The sequence below is a fragment of the Ruegeria sp. AF1 genome (genome assembly GCF_056542125.1).
The window spans coordinates 189,062-208,688 of the sequence record NZ_JBQFZG010000002.1 but is presented as its reverse complement, the minus strand read 5'-3'; the positions used below and the strand labels follow the sequence as shown (position 1 = coordinate 208,688).

At 57.7% G+C, this 19,627-nt stretch carries 18 protein-coding genes; 10 read left to right on the top strand and 8 right to left on the bottom strand.

The features are described 5' to 3' along the window. The first annotated feature begins 13 nt into the window (after positions 1 to 13). The 6 genes from ACR0BK_RS05550 to ACR0BK_RS05525 all read left to right on the top strand — a co-directional run bounded on the left by ACR0BK_RS05550 (position 14) and on the right by ACR0BK_RS05525 (position 7,065). Entirely contained in the window at positions 14 to 535 is a 522-nt protein-coding gene (locus tag ACR0BK_RS05550; protein ID WP_480475706.1) for a TRAP transporter small permease subunit, read from the top strand. Continuing rightward, positions 535 to 1,860, top strand: coding sequence for a TRAP transporter large permease (locus ACR0BK_RS05545; protein ID WP_480554012.1), 1,326 nt, complete (start codon positions 535 to 537; stop codon positions 1,858 to 1,860). The genes ACR0BK_RS05550 and ACR0BK_RS05545 overlap by 1 nt, the downstream gene beginning before the upstream one ends. 58 nt (positions 1,861 to 1,918) lie before the next feature. Continuing rightward, a complete protein-coding gene (locus tag ACR0BK_RS05540) occupies positions 1,919 to 2,956 on the top strand; it encodes a TRAP transporter substrate-binding protein (protein WP_480475702.1) in 1,038 nt (345 codons plus the stop codon). A 57-nt stretch (positions 2,957 to 3,013) separates the two neighbouring features. Further along, positions 3,014 to 4,375, top strand: a complete 1,362-nt coding sequence (locus ACR0BK_RS05535; RefSeq protein ID WP_480554011.1) for a glutamine synthetase family protein — start codon at positions 3,014 to 3,016, stop codon at positions 4,373 to 4,375. A 94-nt stretch (positions 4,376 to 4,469) separates the two neighbouring features. Then, a complete protein-coding gene (locus tag ACR0BK_RS05530; RefSeq protein ID WP_480554010.1) occupies positions 4,470 to 5,852 on the top strand; it encodes an aldehyde dehydrogenase family protein in 1,383 nt (460 codons plus the stop codon). Between the two features lie 67 nt (positions 5,853 to 5,919). Continuing rightward, the gene (locus ACR0BK_RS05525; RefSeq protein ID WP_480516124.1) at positions 5,920 to 7,065 is read left to right on the top strand and encodes an iron-containing alcohol dehydrogenase; all 1,146 of its coding nucleotides are present in this window, start codon (positions 5,920 to 5,922) and stop codon (positions 7,063 to 7,065) included. Between the two features lie 62 nt (positions 7,066 to 7,127). Here the strand turns inward: ACR0BK_RS05525 and ACR0BK_RS05520 are convergent, their stop codons facing one another. Continuing rightward, a complete protein-coding gene (locus ACR0BK_RS05520; protein ID WP_480554009.1) occupies positions 7,128 to 8,360 on the bottom strand; it encodes an HlyD family secretion protein in 1,233 nt (410 codons plus the stop codon). After that, positions 8,357 to 8,761 (bottom strand): hypothetical protein, encoded by a 405-nt coding sequence (locus ACR0BK_RS05515; RefSeq protein WP_480476916.1) that lies wholly within the window; start codon positions 8,759 to 8,761, stop codon positions 8,357 to 8,359. The genes ACR0BK_RS05520 and ACR0BK_RS05515 overlap by 4 nt, the downstream gene beginning before the upstream one ends. Before the next feature lie 186 nt (positions 8,762 to 8,947). Between ACR0BK_RS05515 and ACR0BK_RS05510 the strand changes: the two genes are divergently transcribed. From ACR0BK_RS05510 to ACR0BK_RS05500, 3 genes are all read left to right on the top strand, one after another. After that, positions 8,948 to 10,021 (top strand): NAD(P)/FAD-dependent oxidoreductase, encoded by a 1,074-nt coding sequence (locus tag ACR0BK_RS05510; RefSeq protein ID WP_480554008.1) that lies wholly within the window; start codon positions 8,948 to 8,950, stop codon positions 10,019 to 10,021. Next, entirely contained in the window at positions 10,018 to 10,671 is a 654-nt protein-coding gene (locus ACR0BK_RS05505) for a DUF938 domain-containing protein (protein WP_480475690.1), read from the top strand. The genes ACR0BK_RS05510 and ACR0BK_RS05505 overlap by 4 nt, the downstream gene beginning before the upstream one ends. Positions 10,672 to 10,740: 69 nt before the next feature. Beyond that, a complete protein-coding gene (locus tag ACR0BK_RS05500; RefSeq protein WP_209504659.1) occupies positions 10,741 to 11,076 on the top strand; it encodes a carboxymuconolactone decarboxylase family protein in 336 nt (111 codons plus the stop codon). Positions 11,077 to 11,117: 41 nt separating this feature from the next. On the opposite strand, the gene ACR0BK_RS05495 is transcribed toward ACR0BK_RS05500, so the two are convergent. From ACR0BK_RS05495 to ACR0BK_RS05470, 6 genes are all read right to left on the bottom strand, one after another. Further along, a complete protein-coding gene (locus ACR0BK_RS05495; RefSeq protein ID WP_480516118.1) occupies positions 11,118 to 13,625 on the bottom strand; it encodes a GcvT family protein in 2,508 nt (835 codons plus the stop codon). A gap of 142 nt (positions 13,626 to 13,767) precedes the next feature. Further along, complete coding sequence (locus tag ACR0BK_RS05490) at positions 13,768 to 14,046, bottom strand: hypothetical protein (protein ID WP_480516116.1); 279 nt, start codon at positions 14,044 to 14,046, stop codon at positions 13,768 to 13,770. A gap of 85 nt (positions 14,047 to 14,131) precedes the next feature. Next, on the bottom strand, positions 14,132 to 15,541 hold the full coding sequence (locus tag ACR0BK_RS05485) for an FAD-binding oxidoreductase (protein ID WP_480554007.1): 1,410 nt from the start codon (positions 15,539 to 15,541) through the stop codon (positions 14,132 to 14,134). A gap of 94 nt (positions 15,542 to 15,635) precedes the next feature. After that, positions 15,636 to 17,426, bottom strand: coding sequence for a gamma-glutamyltransferase (gene ggt, locus ACR0BK_RS05480; RefSeq protein WP_480554006.1), 1,791 nt, complete (start codon positions 17,424 to 17,426; stop codon positions 15,636 to 15,638). A 111-nt stretch (positions 17,427 to 17,537) separates the two neighbouring features. Beyond that, positions 17,538 to 17,927 (bottom strand): GFA family protein, encoded by a 390-nt coding sequence (locus ACR0BK_RS05475; RefSeq protein WP_480554005.1) that lies wholly within the window; start codon positions 17,925 to 17,927, stop codon positions 17,538 to 17,540. 20 nt (positions 17,928 to 17,947) lie between these two features. Then, positions 17,948 to 18,934 (bottom strand): 2-hydroxyacid dehydrogenase, encoded by a 987-nt coding sequence (locus ACR0BK_RS05470; protein ID WP_480476914.1) that lies wholly within the window; start codon positions 18,932 to 18,934, stop codon positions 17,948 to 17,950. A 198-nt stretch (positions 18,935 to 19,132) separates the two neighbouring features. Between ACR0BK_RS05470 and ACR0BK_RS05465 the strand changes: the two genes are divergently transcribed. After that, positions 19,133 to 19,594 carry an SH3 domain-containing protein gene (locus ACR0BK_RS05465; RefSeq protein ID WP_480554140.1) on the top strand — a complete coding sequence of 154 codons (462 nt, stop codon included), beginning with the start codon at positions 19,133 to 19,135 and terminating at the stop codon, positions 19,592 to 19,594. Positions 19,595 to 19,627: the final 33 nt, after the last annotated feature.

The window sequence follows — 19,627 nt, the reverse complement described above, 5'->3', positions numbered from 1 at the left end:
TTGAGGTATCGAGATGAAGTTCTTGCGGGGCTACGTGGCGGTCATTGATCGAACGAACCGCTGGATCGGGCGCGTCGTCATGTACGGCATATTCGTCATGATGGGTATTCTGTTCTGGTCTTCGGTCTCGAAAACCTTTTTCGTACCGTCGCTCTGGACACTCGAGATGGCTCAGTTCGCCATGGTGGCCTACTATATGCTTGGTGGCCCGTATTCGATCCAGATGGGGTCAAACGTGCGAATGGACCTGCTTTATGGCGAATGGTCTCATCGCCGCAAGGCCTGGACGGATGCCTTCACAGTCGTATTCCTGATCATTTATCTGCTCATCTTGCTGTGGGGTGGATGGGACAGCCTGATGTATTCTTTCCAATATGGCGGTGAGCGCAGCGCGACGATCTGGCGGCCCTACCTGTGGCCGGTCAAGCTGATCATGGTTATCGGTATCTTCCTGATGCTGCTGCAAGCCGTGTCCGAATTGTTCAAGGATATCTTGCGCCTGTGCGGCGACGATATCCCGCGTGAGGTAATCTGATGTCATACGAGATGATTGCCTTGCTGATGTTCGCATCAATGATGCTAATGATGCTGACCGGCCAGCGCGTCTTTGGTGCAATCGGCTGTGTCGCTGTGGTTTCAGCCTTGTTCCTTTGGGGGGATAGGGGCGGTTACGATCTGGGTTTTGCCGCTGCGATCAAGGTCATGAAGTGGTACCCGCTGCTGACACTGCCCATGTTCATTTTCATGGGGTACATCCTTTCCGAAAGCCGGATCGCAGATGATCTTTACAAGATGTTCCATGTCTGGATGGGCGGCCTGTCCGGTGGTCTGGCTGTTGGAACCATCGGGCTGATGGTTCTGATCTCGGCAATGAACGGGTTGTCCGTTGCAGGTATGGCGATTGGTGCCACGATTGCCTTGCCGGAATTGCTGCGCCGGAACTATGACAAGCGCATGGTGACCGGCGTCATTCAGGCCGGATCATCCCTTGGGATTCTGGTGCCACCATCCGTTGTTCTGGTTCTTTATGCCATGATCGCGCGGCAACCCGTTGGCCAGCTATGGCTCGCCGGAGTGATACCCGGGCTAATGATGGCTACCATGTTCATAATCTACATTGTCATCCGCTGCCGCATCAATCCGTCGCTCGGCCCGGTCCTGCCCGCGGAAGACCGCGACATTCCGTTGCGAAAAAAGCTGCTGCTGTTGCAAGCCGGGTTGTTACCCTTGGGCATATTTATGGTGATGATGGTCCCTTTTGTTAACGGTTGGACATCATTGGTGGAATCCTCTGCCATCGGAGCCACCACGGCCATGCTGGCCGCCTTTCTGAAAGGACGGCTGACACGCACGGTTTTCGAGAATTCAATTCGGCACACATTGGGCATCTCGTGCATGTTCATGTGGATCATTCTGGCGGCTCTGGCTTTTGGCGCTGTCTTCGACGGGTTGGGTGCGGTCAAGGCAATCGAAAGCTTGTTCACCGAAAAACTGGGTCTTTCCCCGTGGATGATCCTGGTTCTCATGCAGCTCAGCTTTATCCTGATGGGCACGTTTCTGGACGATACGGCCATGCTGGTTATCGTCGCGCCGCTTTACGTTCCGCTGGTGGGTGCGCTTGGCTTTGATCTTATCTGGTACGGCGTACTTTATACGATCACCACGCAGATCGCTTATATGACGCCGCCATTCGGCTATAACCTGTTCCTGATGCGCGCGATGGCCCCCCCGGAAATATCGCTGCGCGATATCTACAGTTCGATCGTTCCATTTGTTCTGGTGATGGTCTGCGCCTTGGCCATAATCATCATCTTTCCTGAAATCGCGCTTTGGCTGCCGAATTATGTCTATGGAAATTAAGTCACAAGACCCCGGCAAGGGGCGAAGTTCAGCAAGACTAAACAGAGGAGAAAAGACAATGACTACAAGACGCAGATTTCTAAGCTCCGCCGGTCTGGCGGGAGCCGCCACACTGGCCTCTCCTGCGATCGTCAAAGCGCAATCCGCCATCAAGTGGCGGTTCCAGACCTATGCCGGTGGCGCATTGGGCGAGCATGTGACCAAGCCAGCCATCGATTACATCAACGCCAATGCCAATGGCGAGCTTGAGATCGAACTGTTCTATGCGGACCAGATCGTTCCGACAGGTGAACTGTTCCAGGCCCTGCAACGCGGCACGATTGATGGTGTTCATTCGGACGACGATTCCATGGCTTCGCCTACTCCGCTGCGTCAATTCGGGGGCTATTTCCCCTTCGCTACCAAGCATATTCTGGACGTTCCGGTGCTGTTCAACCAGTACGGTTTGGCTGATATCTGGCGCTCGGAATATGAGAAGGTTGGTGTGACGTGGCTGTCGGCAGCGGGTCAGGACCCCTGCAACTTCAACACCAAAAAGGAAATCAAAAGCCTTGGCGACCTGGATGGGCTGAAGCTCTATACCTTCCCGACGGCCGGGCGTTTTCTTGCCAAGTTTGGCGTTGTACCGGTCAATATCCCCTACGAAGACGCGGAAGTGGCGGTGCAAACCGGTGAGTTGGACGGAATGGCCTGGTCGGGCATCACTGAAGACTACACCGTTGGCTGGGCCAATGTGACCGACTACTTCCTGACCAACAACATCTCGGGCGCGTGGATTGGGTCCTGGTTTGCAAACCAGGAACGCTGGGCCGAGCTGCCCGACCACCTGAAATCGGTTGTGATGGCGGGCGTCGAAGCAGGCCACACCTATCGTAACCAGTGGTACTGGGGCGGTGAAGCGGCCTTGCGCGCAAAGGGTGACAAGCTACAGCTGCGTCAGGTTCCGGCAGCGGAATGGAAAGAAGTGGAAAATGCCGCTATCGAATTCTGGGACGAGGTCGCACAGGAAGGCGAAATTCACCAGAAGATCGTTGGTATCTTCCGTGAGTATAACTCGGTCATTAACCAGGCCGGTGCCCCTTACACCTTCGATTGATATCAAAACAGGGGCGCTGTCATTCGGCGCCCCTACTCAACGCATGAGGTTTGTTTCATGACCGCAACTCTGACTTTCGAAACCCTGAAATCGCTTGTCGCAGACGGCGCGATCGACACAGTATTGGTTTGCATGGTTGACATGCAGGGTCGTTTGATGGGCAAGCGTTTTCATGCAGGTCATTTTGTGGCTGGCGCGTGGGAAGAGACACATTGCTGTAACTACTTGCTGGCCACGGACCTCGAGATGGCGACGCCGGATGGGTATGCCTCGACCAGCTGGGAGCGGGGTTATGGCGACTATGTGATGAAGCCAGACCTTAGCACATTGCGCCCGGTGCCCTGGCTGGAAGGCACCGCGATGGTCATGTGCGATATGCTGGATCACCACACCCATGAGGAAGTGCCACATGCGCCGCGTTCGATCCTGAAGAAACAGGTGAACCGCCTGAAGGCGATGGGGTATGAGGCGATGTGCGCCACCGAACTGGAATTCTTCCTGTTCGCGAAGAGTTTTGATGCAATCCGAAAGGAAGGGTTCCGCGATTTGGAGCCGATCTCGGGCTATAACGAAGATTATCACATTCTGCAGACCACCAAGGAAGAGCATGTGATGCGCCCGATCCGCAACCACCTGTGGGATGCGGGCATCCCGGTCGAGAACACCAAAGGTGAGGCCGAGGCCGGGCAGGAAGAACTGAACATCAAATACGCACCAGCGATGGACACGGCAGAGAATCACTCGATCGCCAAGAACGCGGTGAAAGAAATCGCCTGGCAGCAGGGTCATGCGGCGACCTTCCTGCCGAAATGGCATCATGAAAGGGTTGGTAGCTCGTCGCATGTGCATCAGTCGCTATGGGCGGATGGCAAACCTGCCTTCTATGATGCCGGGGATGAACTGGGCATGTCGGCGCTGATGAAAAGCTATATGGCCGGCCTGCTGAAATACGCCGCTGATTACACGTATTTCATGGCACCGTACATCAACAGCTACAAGCGGTTCATGAAGGGCACCTTTGCACCGACACGGATCATTTGGTCTGTAGACAACCGTACGGCCGGGTACCGCCTGTGCGGGGATGGCACCAAGGCGATACGGGTCGAGTGCCGTATTCCCGGGTCGGACATGAACCCCTATCTGGCGATTGCAGGGATGCTGGCGGCCGGGATCGCAGGGATCGAAGAAGGGCTGGAGTTGCAGCCGCCGACCAAGGGCGATGTCTATCAGGGCGAGACGGGAAAGATCCCGGGTACATTGAAGGATGCACGCAACGCTTTGCACGGATCACAGATGCTGCGCGCGGCGATGGGCGATGAGGTTGTCGATCACTATACCCGTGCGGCTGAGGTCGAAATCGAGGAATTCGAGCGCGTGGTAACCGATTGGGAAGTGGCCCGCGGGTTTGAGCGGGCTTGAGAGGGAGGAAGCGAGGGGCCAGCCCCTCGCGCACCCCGGGATATTTATGGCCAGATGAAGCAGGGATCCTGCTCTCTTTAGAGATGGAGTAACTATGGGGCAGATGTTGCAATGTGTCTCGCCGATCGATGGATCGGTTTATGCGGAACGCGAGGTGCTGTCGCGGGAGGCTGCGTTTGAGGTCGCGGCGCGGGCGCGGGCGGCGCAGGGAGCCTGGGCAGCGCGACCGTTGCAGGAGCGGATTGATCTGGTGATGGCGGGCGTCGCGGCTGTCGGCGCGATGAATGATGAGATCGTTCCGGAACTGGCGCATATGATGGGTCGCCCGGTGCGCTATGGCGGCGAGTTTGGTGGCTTCAACGAACGTGCCAGCCATATGGCAAAGATCGCCGAGACGTCACTGGCCGATATTGCCGTGGGTGAAGATGAAACCTTCAAACGCTATATCAAGCGTATTCCGCATGGGGTGGTCTTTGTGGTTGCCCCCTGGAACTATCCTTACATGACGGCGATCAACACGGTGGCGCCCGCGCTGATCGCGGGCAACACGGTTGTTCTGAAGCACGCAACCCAGACTTTGTTGGTTGGTGAGCGGATGGCGCAGGCGTTCCATTCGGCGGGGGTGCCCGAAGACGTGTTCCAGAATGTGTTCCTCAGCCACGACGTGACCAATGACCTCATCGCGGGTAACGCGTTCGACTTTGTGAACTTCACCGGTTCGGTCGGTGGCGGTCAGGCCATGGAGCGTGCGGCGGCGGGGACTTTTACGGGCGTGGGCACTGAACTGGGCGGCAAGGATCCGGGTTATGTCATGGACGACGCCGATCTGGACGCGGCGGTCGATACGTTGATCGACGGCGCGATGTTCAATTCGGGCCAGTGTTGCTGTGGGATCGAGCGGATTTACGTTCACGAAAGCCTGTATGATGACTTTGTCGCCAAGGCCGTTGAGATCGTGAAAGGCTACAAACTGGGCAATCCGCTGGACGCCGAAACAACCATTGGTCCGATGGCCAATGTGCGTTTCGCTGACGAGGTGCGCGCGCAGATTGCCGAAGCGGTTGAGGCCGGTGCGGTCGCGCATATTGAAGCCTTCCCCGAGGATGACGGCGGCGCATATCTCACGCCGCAGATTCTGACCAATGTGACCCATGATATGCGGGTGATGCGGGACGAAAGTTTTGGCCCGGTGGTGGGCATCATGAAAGTGTCCTCGGATGCTGAGGCCATCGCGCTGATGAACGACAGCGAGTTTGGTCTGACAGCCAGCCTTTGGACCCGCGATGTGGACCGCGCGGCGCGTGTGGGCGACCAGATCGAGACCGGCACCGTCTTCATGAACCGGGCCGACTATCTGGACCCTGGGCTGTGCTGGACCGGTTGCAAGAATACCGGGCGCGGCGGTGGTCTTTCGGTCATCGGCTATCACAATCTCACCCGTCCAAAATCTTACCACCTGAAGAAGGTCACGGGCTAAGGACGACGGCCTGCTCGGGTCTGACCCCCTCGCCCGAGCAGGTCTCAAATCACAAAGGAAACCTGACATGTCACTTGTTGGAAACTGGTCCTATCCGACCGCAATCAAATTTGGTGCCGGGCGCATCAAGGAACTGCCCGCAGCCTGTGCCACAGCCGGGATGAAGAAACCCCTGTTGGTCACGGACAAGGGGTTGGCCGATCTGCCAATCACTGCGGCGACGCTGGATATCATGGAGGCGGCTGGTCTGGGCCGCGGTATATTCAGTGACGTGGACCCAAACCCGAATGAGAAAAACCTCGACGCAGGCGTTGCGGCATACAAGGCCGGTGGGCACGATGGTGTGATTGCCTTTGGCGGCGGCTCGGGGCTGGATCTGGGCAAGATGGTCGCCTTCATGTGCGGCCAGACGCGGCCCGTGTGGGACTTTGAGGATATCGGCGACTGGTGGACCCGTGCCGACGCGGATGCGATCGCGCCGATCATTGCGGTTCCGACGACTGCGGGGACCGGTTCCGAGGTTGGCCGCGCCAGCGTCATCACAAATTCCGAGACCCATGCCAAGAAGATCATTTTCCACCCCAAGGTGCTGCCGACGGTGGTGATCTGCGATCCTGAACTGACGGTTGGGATGCCCAAATTTATCACCGCAGGCACCGGTCTGGACGCCTTCGCGCATTGTGTCGAAGCCTATTCGAGCCCGCATTATCACCCGATGAGCCAAGGCATCGCACTGGAAGGTATGCGTTTGGTGAAAGAATATCTTCCGCGCGCCTACGCAGATGGCAGCGACATTGAGGCCCGCGCCCAGATGATGAGCGCTGCTGCCATGGGCGCAACTGCCTTCCAAAAAGGTCTTGGTGCGATCCACGCCATGAGCCACCCGGTCGGCGCGCACTTCAACACCCATCACGGCACCACCAATGCGGTCTGCATGCCCGCCGTCCTGGATTTCAATGCTCCCGCCATCGCAGATCGTTTCCAGCAGGCTGCCGCCTATCTGGGTATCAACGGAGGGTTCGATGGCTTCCGCGCCTTTGTGCAGGAATTCAACGACAGCCTCGGCATCCCGCGAAAGCTGGCAGACATTGGCGTTACCGAGACATCAATCCCAACGCTCGTCGAAGGCGCAATCATCGACCCGTCATGTGGCGGGAACCCGATTGAGTTGACCAAAGAAAACCTGACACAGCTGTTCAAAGCAGCGCTTTAATAATACGAGCGCCCGGCGGGGAACCTGCCGGGCGCGTTAAGAACTGTTCTGCGGGAACCGGATCAATGCCCGGTCAGCACCAGCGTGTTGACGGGCATCAGGATCAGGCGCAAACGCAAACCTGCCGCATGGACCACGCCAATTGTGTCGACCACGTGCAGGAAAGCAGCTTTCCAAAAGCCCAAATCCTCGTGTTCCAGACGGTCATGGTTGTCGGTGTAGACATTGGCCAGACAGTTGCTGCCCGGAGGAAGGTCATCGGCCATACCTTTATACAGCGGCTCCATATAGACCAGAATCGAGCCGGGATTGGTGTTATTCTGCACATCCCGCAGTTCATCCGATGGACGGATCTGGCCGGACGGTATGACATCCTGCACCTCGACCACCACAGTGGGAATTACGGTGAATGGCTTGGTCATGCAGCCCAACTCACCGATCATACCTGGTTTGATCACCTGAGCAGACAGCTGGTTGAAAGCAGCCTGAAAACGGTCATGTCCGGTATGCGACGGAACGAGGATGCCCGCAGGACGCAACAACGGGCTCACGTAATCACCAACTTGCAGGCTAAACTGTTCGACCCGTCCGGTAACACCGGCGACAATCAGCGTTTTGTCCAACTCGGTCTGCGCGGCATCCAGCTGTGCAATGGCGCTGGCCAGTTGCGCGGGGATCAGCTCTTCGATCTGCTGTTCAACTGCCGCACGCCTGGATTCGGCCGCAACCACCTGCGCCTCACGCTCGGCAACAAGGTTTTCCAGTCGCTCGATCTCGGTCAGCCGGACAGCGCTTGAACCTTGGTCGCGCAGGGTCGTATTTCGTTCAAGATCGTCCAAGGACTGCGCCAAAGCCGCCTTGGCGCCGGCAATACCGGCATCAGCTTCGGCCAGATCAGTTTCAGCCACTTTCAGCGAGGCCTGAACCTGTGCGATCTGTGCATTTGCCGCCTGAACCTGTGCTGTCTGGCTGAAATCTTCGATCCTGAAAATCGGCTGGCCAGCGGTTACCAGTTCGTTGTTCTTAACGAAAATTTCCGAAACACGACCACCAAGTTGCGGCAGGATCGTCACGGTTCGAAAATAGGACGCTGCGGTTTTGCTGGCTGGGTGAAAATAAAACAGTGTGGTGATTACCGTCAGCGCCAGAATGGCACAGGTCGTAAGACCCCAGCGCAATTCGTACCACATGGTGAAAAGGGTGATCTCGTGACCGATACGTTTGCCTTGAACGAACCGGCGGAACAGATAATCGGGCAGCACCGTGATCAGGGCGCAAAGCAGAGTCTCAATCATGTGTTTTGTTCCTGAACGTCGGTGGATTCTGAAACGCCAGGGGTTGGCGCAGGTGCCTCGGGCACCGGTTCCGGAGCAATCGCACGTCCAAGAGAACGAATGGCATCGGCGATGTTTTTAAGCGGGGTTGCAAAATCCGGAAACTGGAACCCTGCGACCAGTACGGCGGCAATCCAGAATATCCCGTTATGTGTAAATAGTGCCAGCAGTGCCAGAATACCCACCAACTGAAATTGCGGATGGTTGTTCTCGTGCGCCATTTTTTCCGGAACCGAATGAAGCGTCAGGTACCCAACACCGATCAGCACCACGAGAATGACAAAGAAGACGACCATAGCCGAAAAAAGGTAATCGCTTCCGTCAGCTGCGACGACGTATCGGGGAATGTGCCCAGTGGCCATTGGATGAAGATCTGCTGCGGTCACCTTGCCCTCCTGTTCGTTTTGATACTTCTTTGACCGGGTTGAAGCCCAAATTCAAGGCTGCATATATTTTGGAGAATCTTCGAAATGCCAAATGCTTGACCCAAAGAGCTAAATGAAGCCCAGAAAACTTGTGGCGAACCTGCTGCGGAAGGAACACAAATAATGATCGATTTCCTCGTCATCGGGGGCGGAATTGCCGGGTTGAGCGCCGGAGCGCGCTTGTCGCAATATGGAACCGTGATGGTTTTAGAGGCCGAAGACGCCTTGGGGTATCACGCGTCGGGTCGCTCGGCAGCCCTGTTTGAAGAAAGCTATGGTCCGCCATCCGTGGTGGCGCTGAACAGGGCTGGAGCGGCATTCCTGCGCACGCAGGACGGTGGGTACCTGACCCCGCGCGGACTGATGCTGATCGGTTCATTTGACCAGAGCGAAGTTTTCGAAGCCGACCGCAGAGACCTGAACATGGAAAGAATTTCGATGGATCAGGCGATTTCGAGCGTTCCAATCCTGAACCCGGCCAAGGTGGGTTTCGCGGCAATCAGTGAAGCCGCATTTGACATCGATACTGATCGTCTGTTGCAGGATTTCGCGCGGACCATTCGCAAGAACGGGGGAACCGTTGCAACCAAAAGCAAAGTAACCGGCATTCGAAAAGAGCGGCATTGGCTGGTCGAGGCCGGGCAGATCTTCGAAGCCCGCAATTTGGTGAATGCGGCCGGTGCATGGGTGGACGAAATTGCCATGCTTGCCGGGGTACCACCTATCGGCATCTCTCCTCGCCGCCGATCAATGGCGCGGCTGCCCGCCCCCGGAGGCCATGATGTATCCGGATGGCCCATGATGCTGGGCACAGGCGAAACATGGTACGCCAAACCAGACGCGGGCAAGCTGCTTGTTTCGCCTTGCGAAGCCGACACCGTACCACCTCAGGACGCCTATGCCGACGACATGGTGCTGGCCGAAGGTCTGGCGCGCTATGAAGAATTGATGACCGAGGCAGTAACACGAGTCGAAACGAACTGGGCAGGATTGCGCAGTTTCGCACCGGACGGAACCTTGGTGCTTGGGCCCGACCCGATTGACCCGTCGTTTATCTGGTCTGCGGGTCAAGGCGGGTATGGTTTCCAAACAGCACCAGCAGCTTCGCAGTTGTTGTGTGATCTTGTGATCGGAAACGCGCCGGTGCTGGATCCTGACAGTGTCAAATCGCTGACCACAAACAGGTTGAACAGATGATCAAACGCTATCTACCGCCCTCTGCGAGTGTCGCCAACGTGGGGGAGGATGGTAAACTTGTTGCCCCGGCAGCAACGCGGAACTCCGATGCGCTTTGTGCGGTGCTACAAGACTGGGCACCGCGCCGCGGGCACGCATTGGAGATTGCAAGCGGAACCGGTCAGCATGTCTGTGCGTTTGCTGATTTGCTGCCCGATCTGACGTGGCATCCCACCGAACCTGACCCTGAACGCCGCAATAGCATCGACGCCTATGCCAGCGCCTTACCCAACGTGGCAAGCGCCGAACATCTGGACGCAACGAATTCGGGCTGGCATGCGCGCTTCCCATCGCAGGACCTGATCGTCTTGATCAACCTGATACATTTGATCAGTTGGCAGGATACCAGAACCATTTTCGCCGAAATCGCTCAGTCCCTGACTGAAAACGGGAGGTTCGTTTTGTACGGCCCATTCAAACGCTCGGGCCAATTGACAAGCGACGGGGACAAAAGGTTTCACGAGGCTCTGATCGGACAAGATCCCGACATTGGCTACAAGAACGACAAAGATATGCTTGGCCTGTTCCAGCAGGTAGGGTTGCGCGTGCTGAAAACCATCGACATGCCCGCAAATAACCTTGCATTTGTTTCCGAGCGCCCTGCCAACTGATCGAGATCAAGGTCAACTTACCACTGCCCGCACATATTCCCGTTATCTTATATGAAAAAGGCACTCAAAATGGCTTGGCAAGAAAAGCTCTCGGCAACTCGTACAAGTTTGCGCAATCTCAACGGGGCCATTCCCGACACGTCGCGCGCATTCGGCGCACTTGGGAAGGCTGTGAAGGAAGGCGGAACGCTCGACTATAAAACAAAGGAATTTATAGCGTTGGGCATGTCGGTGTCGCTCCGCTGCGAGCCCTGCATTACCCTGCACACCGACGCGTTGGTCAAAGCAGGCGCAACACGCGAAGAGGTGTCCGACGTTTTGGGTATGGCCATTCAGATGGGTGGTGGACCAGCCATGATGTATGCTGCCAAGGCGTTGGAATGTTTCGACGAACTATCCGCGTAACCAACAGAAAAGGCCCCGGAAATTCCGGGGCCTTAGATTGATCAACCGTCCTTGCGGATGGTTTCGTTTTTCGGATCATAGGGGCTGTCGCATGTCACGACAGCATCCCACAGCTTGTCCTGCATCTTGACCTTCAGCTTGGTGCCTTCGACTGCCAGATCAGGCTTCACATAGCCCATCCCGATCGACTTCTCGAACGCGACAGAATAGCCGCCCGAGGTCAGACGGCCTACACGCTCGCCTTCTGGCGTGTACAGCGCCTCGCGGCCCCACGGGTCAGCATCGGCTGGACCGTCGATCAACAAGGTGCAGCACTTGGCGCGCACACCGGTCTCCTCCAGCTTGGCCTTGCCGTGGAAGTCCTTGGACAGGTCGACAAAGCGCGGCAGGTCGGCTTCCAACGGGGTCGCATCGCGGCCCAGTTCGGTGCCAAAGGCGCGGTAAGATTTCTCCTGACGCAGCCAGTTCTGGGCACGGGCACCAACCAGCTTCATGCCGTGCTTCTCACCGGCCTTTTCCAGCAAATCGAACAGGTAGTTCTGCATCTCGATTGGATGGTGCAGTTCCCAGCCCAGCTCACCGGTATAGGCCACGCGGATCGCGTTGACCGGGCACATGCCCAGCTCGATCTGACGGGCCGACAGCCACGGGAAGCGTTTGTTGGACAGCGCGGTTTCCGGGTCGGCGTCCTTGATGACTTCTTTCAGAACATCACGCGACTTGGGTCCGGCGATAGCGAAGACGCCCCATTGCGTGGTCACGTCCTGGATTTCGATGTAACCGAACTCCCCCATCTTGTCCTCGGCTGCTTTACGCAGGTAGTCGGCGTCGTACTCGGTCCATGCACCGGCAGAGACGATGTAGTAGTTGTTCTCGCCATTGCGGACGATGGTGTATTCGGTACGGGTCGTACCATGCGAGGTCAGCGCGTAGGTCAGGTTGATACGGCCGACCTTGGGCAGCTTGTTGCAGGTGAACCAATCCAAGAATTGGGTGGCACCGGGGCCTTTGACGACATGCTTGGTGAAGGCCGATGCGTCGATCAGGCCAACGCCTTCGCGGATCGCCTTGGCCTCTTCGACGGCATATTGCCACCAGCCGCCACGACGGAACGAGCGTGCTTCCTTGTCGAAATTCTCGGGCGCATCCAGCGGACCGAAATAGTTCGGGCGTTCCCAGCCATTGACCCAGCCGAACTGTGCACCGCGCGCTTTCTGACGATCATAGGCCGGAACAGTGCGCAGCGGACGGCAGGCTTCACGCTCTTCGTCCGGGTGGTGAAGGATATAGACGTGCTCATAGCACTCTTCATTCTTGCGCGCCGCGAACTCGGTGGTCATCCAGTTGCTGCTGTAACGCTTGGGGTCCAGCGAGGCCATGTCGATCTCGGCTTCGCCATCGACCATCATCTGTGCCAGATAATAACCGGTGCCGCCCGCAGCCGTGATGCCAAAGCTGAAACCCTCGGCCAGCCACATGTTACGCAAACCCGGAGCCGGACCAACCAGCGGATTGCCATCCGGTGTATAGCAGATCGGGCCGTTGAAATCATCCTTCAGGCCGGATTCGGCACAGGACGGCACGCGCTCGGCCATTGCCATGTACTGCTCGGCGATCCGGTCCAGATCCAGCGGGAACAGGTCGGCGCGAAAGCTGTCCGGCACACCGAATTCGAACTGCGCGGGGGCGCCGTGTTCATAGATGCCCAGAATCCAGCCACCGCGTTCTTCACGCGCATAGGATTCGTTGTCGGCATCGCGGACAACGGGGTGCTCGGGGTTGCCTGCTTCGCGCCATTTGACCAACTCGGGGTCTTTGTCCATGACGATAAAGGTATGTTCCACCGGGATGGCAGGCATCTTGATGCCCAGCATCTTGGCGGTGCGCTGCGCGTGGTTGCCCGACGCGGTCACAACATGTTCGGCGGTGATCACGACCTGCTCGTCGGAAGGCACCAGGTTGCCGCCCTTTTCAACCATCTTGGTGCAGGTCACTTCCCAGTGCGTGCCGTTCCAGTGGAACGCGTCAGCCTGCATCTTGCGCACGATCTCAACCCCGCGCTGGCGGGCCCCCTTGGCCATCGCCTGGGTCACATCGGCAGGGTTAATATAACCGTCCTCGGTGTGATAGATCGCGCCCTTCAGATCCGATGTCTCGATCAGCGGCCAGCGTTCCTTGATCTGGTCCGGGGTCAGCCATTCGTATTTCACATCACAGGTTTCGGCGGTCGAGGCATAGAGCATGTATTCGTCCATACGCTCTTGCGTCTGGGCCATGCGCAGGTTGCCCACAACCGCGAAGCCTGCATTCAGGCCGGTTTCTTCCTCAAGCGTCTTGTAGAAATCCACCGAATACTTGTGGATATGGGTCGTCGCATAGGACATGTTGAACAGCGGCAACAGGCCCGCGGCGTGCCAGGTGGACCCGGACGTCAGCTCGTCCCGTTCGATCAACATCACATCGTCCCAGCCCGCTTTGGCCAGGTGATAGGCAATCGAGGTCCCAACGGCGCCGCCGCCTACGACCAATGCTTTGACTTGGGTTTTCATAACCGGGCGTCTCCCCTTGAAATCAGTTGACACCATATGGCGTACTTAAGGGGGATAGCGCGACATTCATCCGACCAGTGATATGAAAAAAACGACCCGAATATCGAAAGCGGGTCGCATTTCATTCGCCGCACCGCTGCCCTCAACCACTGGAGCGACAGCGTTTGCTTGTTCCGACCGAGACGCAGACCATTTTGCCAATTTCTTCCGAGGGATTCTTCACCGCCGGTTCCCGTGATGGCGAAGCCTGCGCCTCTGCCGCGAACCAGCCGTCAGAAAGACCGACACGCGAGGATACCGAGGCAAGATATTCCTTCATGCCCAGACCATTTTCCGATGCTTTTGCTTGCTGAACATAGTCCAACCCTGCAACGGCCAACCCGCAGATGGCTACAAACCTCGCCAGATATTTTGCGCTCATGTCGCCCATCCTCTGTCCTCAACCCCGTGAAACCAGAACATGTGGACGTTTTGAGGGCGTAAACACGGAACAGAGGCGAATACGGCTACGTGTCGTCCGACAAGATCTTGCCAGGATTCATGATGTTGTCTGGGTCCAGCGCGGCCTTGATCGCTGCCATGTACCGCGTGGCGGCGCCCAGTTCCCTGGTCAGATAAGGCCGCTTTCCCTGCCCGATGCCATGTTCACCGGTACATGTGCCTTCCATGGATATCGCCATGTCGTTCAGCCAGCCGACAAACGCCTCGGCCTTGGCAACTTCTTCAACGTTTTCCATGTCGATCAGCAGCAGCGTATGGAAATTGCCGTCCCCCACATGGCCCACGATGGGCGCCAACAAGCCGAGGCCAGCAGCTTTTTTCTGCGTTTCGGTCACACACTCGGCCAAACGCGAGATCGGTACGCAGACATCGGTCGAGATGCCCCGCGCACCGGGGCGCAATTGCAGACACGCCCAATACATATCGTGCCGTGCCTGCCAAAGTTTGTTCCGTTCTTCGGTGGTCGAAGTTGCTGCAAAATCTGTGCCACCAAACTCTTCGGCGATCTGACCAAAGGTTTCAGCCTGCTCTACGGCACCGCTTTCCGAGCCGTGAAATTCCAGCAACAACAAAGGTGTATCCGGCAGACTCAGCCCGGAATAGGCGTTGGCGGCCTGAACCGACAACTCGTCCAGCAACTCGATCCGGGCAACCGGGATGCCGTACTGAATTGTCATCATCACCGCACGGCACGCGGCGTCGACGGTCGGAAAGGAACACCGGGCCGAACTGATCGCTTCGGGGATACCCTGCAACCGCAATGTCAGCTCGGTGATGATTCCCAACGTGCCTTCCGCCCCGATCAGAAGACGGGCCAGATCATAGCCGGCTGAAGATTTCTTGGCCCGGTGCCCGGTACGAATGATCTGACCGTCTGGCATTACGGCTTCAAGGCTGAGAACGTTGTCTTTCATCGTCCCATAGCGCACTGCATTAGTGCCCGACGCGCGGGTAGCGGCCATCCCACCCAGCGACGCATTCGCCCCGGGATCAATCGGAAAGAACAGGCCCAGATCGCGCAAGTGTTTATTCAACGCTTCGCGCGTGACACCGGGCTGCACGACACAATCCAGATCCTCGGCATGAACTGCAAGCACACTGTCCATCTGTGTCAGATCGACCGAGATTCCCCCCGCCGGCGCATTTACATGCCCTTCCAGCGATGTTCCTGTTCCGAACGGGATCACTGGCACCCGGTGCGCCGCACAAGTTTTGACGATGTCCGAAACCTCTTGCGTCGAATGCGGGAAAACCACGGCATCGGGGCTTTGGTTTTCGATCCAGGTCGTGGTGTGCCCGTGTTGTTCACGGACAGCGGCACCCGTTTGCAACCTGTCGCCAAAGCGCTGCTTGAGAATGCCTATTACGGTTTCAATACCAGCTTCATTCCTTGGTAATGCGGTTGCCTGTACCATTGTCATCCTCCCCAGCCCCAAAAACGTTTTGGGCCTTTCAGCCTATGACTAAAAGGCCCGTTAAAAGCAGGCAATCCCCACAAATACCGAGGGCCTATTCGCCCAGCGCAATCCCTTCGCGGCGCGGGTCGGCACCACCGCTCAGCCTGTCACCGATTTCGATGGCGTGCAGCCCCGAAGTCAGGTCGCGTGCGTTGACTTCGAAACCCAGCTGAGCAAGCGCGTCTGTAAAACCTTCTGCCGAAGTCGCAGCCTCGACATCATATGTTCCGAACCGGTTGACCAGATGAGGTAGGGAAACCGCTTGCTGCACATCCATTCCCCAATCGGCCCAGGCGATTATGGACTTGGCGACATAGCCGATAATCCGGCTGCCGCCCGGAGACCCGATAGCCAGAACCGGCTCACCATCCCGCAACACGATGGTCGGGCTCATGGATGAGCGCGGACGCTTGCCGGGCTCCAGCCGGTTGGCAATCGGCACACCGTCGCTGTGTGTCTTGAACGAGAAATCAGTAAGCTCGTTGTTCAGCAGGAACCCGTTTGTCATCAGGCGCGACCCAAAACCATTCTCGATCGTCGTCGTCATCGACAACACATTGCCATAGCTGTCCACGATCGAGATATGCGAGGTTGACGGCAGTTCCAGCGACACGTCGTCCGCCCAAATCAAAGCATGGTCAAATTCCGGTTTACCCGGTGCGACCTCGGACAAGGCCACTTCGCTTTCCAGCAACGCCGCCCGCTGGGACAAGTAACCCGGATCAACCAGCCCCTTGGTGGGCATGGGTATGAAATCGCTATCTGCCATGTACCGCCCACGATCCGCAAAGGCGAGGCGCGAAGCATCGCCGATCAGGCGCCATGCCTCGGCACTTTCGGCGCCCATTGCTGCAAGGTCATAGCTGTTCAACATCCCCAGAATCTGCCCGACGGTCAGGGCACCCGACGACGGCGGGCCCATGCCGCAAACCTCGTAGGCACGGTATTCGGCACAGACCGGTTCACGTTCGATCACCTGGTAGAGCGCCAGATCCACCCCCGCAAGAACGCCGGGATTTCCGGGGGCGTTTCGGACTGTTCGCACAATATCCGCAGCGATCTCACCTCCGTAAAACCCCGCAGCGCCCTCGCTGGCCAGCACGTGCAATGTTTCGGCATAATCCGGGTTCATCAAACGCTGTCCCTGCTGCAACGGCTGACCATCAGGCAGGAAGTATGCGGCTGTTTCGGGAAAGCGCGACAGGCGGTCAGCATCGTTTTCGACAAGGCTGGCCAGACGCGGGGACACCAGAAACCCTTCATCCGCCAGTCGGATGCCATCGGCAAACAACCCGGGCCAGGACGCGCGCCCCCATCTTCGGTGCGCCTCTTCCAGCAGTGCAGGCGTACCCGGTGTACCCACCGACAATCCGCCCACCACCGCATCGAAGAATTTCAGCGGCTCGCCGTTTTCGTCCTGAAAGAGCGTCGGGGTTGCGGCAAGCGGTGCTGTTTCGCGGCCGTCCAGCGTCGTCATTTGCCCGCTGGCCGCGTCGTACCAAACCAGAAACGCACCCCCGCCCAGACCAGAGGATTGCGGCTCGACCAGCCCCAGCACGACCTGCACAGCCACCATCGCATCCGCGGCAGACCCGCCCGCGCGCAGCACTTTGGCCCCGGCCTCCACCGCCAGCGGATTGGCCGCAGCTATCATCCAGTTTTCGGATGTGACCGGAACTCCCTCAAGCTTGGCTTCGAGGGCTGCAATAACCTCATCGGTCATCGCCTGAACCTGCCCCTCTGTCGCGCCCTCGGGTGCAACGGCATCGGCTGTTTCCTGCGCGAACCCCGGTGTCGAAATAGTAAGTGCGGTAGTAAGCAGCAGTGCTGAAACATGTCTCATCTGTTCTAACCCTCCAATACAATCTTTACTTTCAATCCTGTAAGGATTTTGCCCCCTCTGCAACGAGCAGGCATGGCAGCGTGTTATCACAACGAAGTTTCGCTATATCCGTTATGGTTCGGTTTCTTCGGCGCGACGATCCTGATCATAGCGGGTCATTCCGGTGAATTCGGGCAGCCACGCTTCGCGCCGTGTGGTCCAGCATTCATATGTCGGTGTGAATTGGTCAGGCGCATCAAGGCTCCCCAAATGCACTTCGACTTCGGCACCGCTTCGGGCAAATACCGGAGATCCGCAATCAGGGCAAAAGTACCGGTCGGAATAGCTTTTTGCCTTGCCGATTATCCTAACCGCATCCGCCTGAAAAATGGCTGCCGCATAGAACAACGCACCATGGTGTTTGCGGCAGTCCAGACAATGACAAATCCCGACGCGAAGAGGACGGCCCGCGGCCTTGACGCGCAGATTTCCACAGCGGCATCCCCCTTCAAACACGCCCATCCATAATCCTTTCCGACGCGTCAGAGCATCGCAGGCACAACCTGATCCGGCGGGCGGTGGCCATCCTCGAAGGTTTTGATGTTGATGATAACCTTTTCACCCATCTCAACCCGCCCCTCCAGCGTGGCCGACCCCATATGCGGCAGTAGAACCACGTTGGGCAATTGCCGCAAGCGCGGGTTCACACTGGTTCCCTGTTCGTAGACATCCAGCCCCGCGCCCGCAATTTCCCCCGTACGGATCATCCGGGTCAAAGCGTTCTCGTCAATAACCTCACCCCGCGAAGTATTCACGATCACTGCCGAGGGTTTCATTAGCTTCAGTCGACGCGCGTTCATCAGATGGAAGGTCGACGGCGTCGATGGGCAGTTGATCGATATCACATCCATACGCGCCACCATCTGATCCAGGCTTTCCCAATAGGTCGCCTCCAGTTCTTGCTCAATCTCTGGGCGCAATCGGCGGCGGTTGTGATAATGGATCTGCATACCAAACGCCTTGGCGCGGCGGGCCACGGCCTGTCCGATCCGGCCCATACCCAGAATTCCCAGTCGCCGCCCGCCAATGCGACCACCCAGAAACGCGGTGGGTGCCCACCCGGTCCAGTCGCCTTGCTGCATGACGCTCAACCCTTCGGGAATGCGCCGTGTCACAGCGAGAATCAGGGCCATGGTCATATCTGCCGTGTCGTCGGTCAGCACGCCGGGCGTGTTGGACACCAATATGCCGCGCTGCCGCGCCGTCGCCACATCGATATTGTCGACACCAGCCCCGTAATTGGCGATCAGCCGCAACTTTTCACCCGCCTGACCCAATAGCCCGCCATCAATGGTATCGGTCACCGTGGGCACCAGCACATCGGCATCCTGCACCGCTGCTACTAATTCCTCACGCGTCATTGGGGTGTCGTCGTCGCGCAGGCGCACGTTAAACAATTCGCTTAACCGGGTTTCTACTGCCTCAGGCAACCGTCGCGTAACAACAACACTTAAACGTTCTCTTGGCACCTCGGCTCTCCCACTGCTTTGCAAACGGACGCGCGCCATGGCATCGTGGCGCAGTATAAGGCGGGGCACAAGAACCCCAATAGCATTGAGTCGACCTTTTTTCAGAACCGGATCAACAGGCATAAGAGCGGGCAGTCAGTGAGTGGTATTCTATCTGTAAAACGCCGATCTCTGGCGGCAGTTTCCGTATTTCTGGTCATGTTCGGTGTCTGTGCCGCACATGCCGAGGTCAAACGCGGTTCGGTCACCAACCTACCCCTGCCCCGCTATGTTTCGATGAAAGCAGCCGAAGGCAACGTGCGACGCGGACCATCCCTAACCCACCGAATCGACTGGGTATTCAAACGGCGCGGCATGCCGCTGCAGGTCACCGCCGAATACGGAAACTGGCGCAAGGTTCAGGACCGCGACGGCGCGGGTGGCTGGGTTCACTATGCCTTGTTGTCTGGCGTTCGAACGGTGCTGATCGAATCCGAGATGCTGCCTGTTTATGCCCGCCCCGATCCAGCCTCGCCCGTGAACGCTCATTTCGAGACCGGAGTAGTGGCGCGCCTTGGAACCTGTTCGCAGGACTGGTGCCGGATCACCGCTGGCGGATACCGTGGCTGGACATTGAAATCGAACCTTTGGGGCGTCGATCCTTCCGAAATTCGGGAATAGGCGAAAGACGAATTCCGGTATCCGCGGTTGCGC

Excerpts from the sequence above, each read along its gene's own strand:
- ACR0BK_RS05550 (WP_480475706.1), top strand. The coding sequence starts at position 14 with ATGAAGTTCTTGCGGGGCTACGTGGCGGTCATTGATCGAACGAACCGC.
- ACR0BK_RS05545 (WP_480554012.1), top strand. The coding sequence starts at position 535 with ATGTCATACGAGATGATTGCCTTGCTGATGTTCGCATCAATGATGCTA.
- ACR0BK_RS05540 (WP_480475702.1), top strand. The coding sequence starts at position 1,919 with ATGACTACAAGACGCAGATTTCTAAGCTCCGCCGGTCTGGCGGGAGCC.
- ACR0BK_RS05535 (WP_480554011.1), top strand. The coding sequence starts at position 3,014 with ATGACCGCAACTCTGACTTTCGAAACCCTGAAATCGCTTGTCGCAGAC.
- ACR0BK_RS05530 (WP_480554010.1), top strand. The coding sequence starts at position 4,470 with ATGGGGCAGATGTTGCAATGTGTCTCGCCGATCGATGGATCGGTTTAT.
- ACR0BK_RS05525 (WP_480516124.1), top strand. The coding sequence starts at position 5,920 with ATGTCACTTGTTGGAAACTGGTCCTATCCGACCGCAATCAAATTTGGT.
- ACR0BK_RS05520 (WP_480554009.1), bottom strand. The coding sequence starts at position 8,360 with ATGATTGAGACTCTGCTTTGCGCCCTGATCACGGTGCTGCCCGATTAT.
- ACR0BK_RS05515 (WP_480476916.1), bottom strand. The coding sequence starts at position 8,761 with ATGGCCACTGGGCACATTCCCCGATACGTCGTCGCAGCTGACGGAAGC.
- ACR0BK_RS05510 (WP_480554008.1), top strand. The coding sequence starts at position 8,948 with ATGATCGATTTCCTCGTCATCGGGGGCGGAATTGCCGGGTTGAGCGCC.
- ACR0BK_RS05505 (WP_480475690.1), top strand. The coding sequence starts at position 10,018 with ATGATCAAACGCTATCTACCGCCCTCTGCGAGTGTCGCCAACGTGGGG.
- ACR0BK_RS05500 (WP_209504659.1), top strand. The coding sequence starts at position 10,741 with ATGGCTTGGCAAGAAAAGCTCTCGGCAACTCGTACAAGTTTGCGCAAT.
- ACR0BK_RS05495 (WP_480516118.1), bottom strand. The coding sequence starts at position 13,625 with ATGAAAACCCAAGTCAAAGCATTGGTCGTAGGCGGCGGCGCCGTTGGG.
- ACR0BK_RS05490 (WP_480516116.1), bottom strand. The coding sequence starts at position 14,046 with ATGAGCGCAAAATATCTGGCGAGGTTTGTAGCCATCTGCGGGTTGGCC.
- ACR0BK_RS05485 (WP_480554007.1), bottom strand. The coding sequence starts at position 15,541 with ATGGTACAGGCAACCGCATTACCAAGGAATGAAGCTGGTATTGAAACC.
- ggt (WP_480554006.1), bottom strand. The coding sequence starts at position 17,426 with ATGAGACATGTTTCAGCACTGCTGCTTACTACCGCACTTACTATTTCG.
- ACR0BK_RS05475 (WP_480554005.1), bottom strand. The coding sequence starts at position 17,927 with ATGGGCGTGTTTGAAGGGGGATGCCGCTGTGGAAATCTGCGCGTCAAG.
- ACR0BK_RS05465 (WP_480554140.1), top strand. The coding sequence starts at position 19,133 with ATGTTCGGTGTCTGTGCCGCACATGCCGAGGTCAAACGCGGTTCGGTC.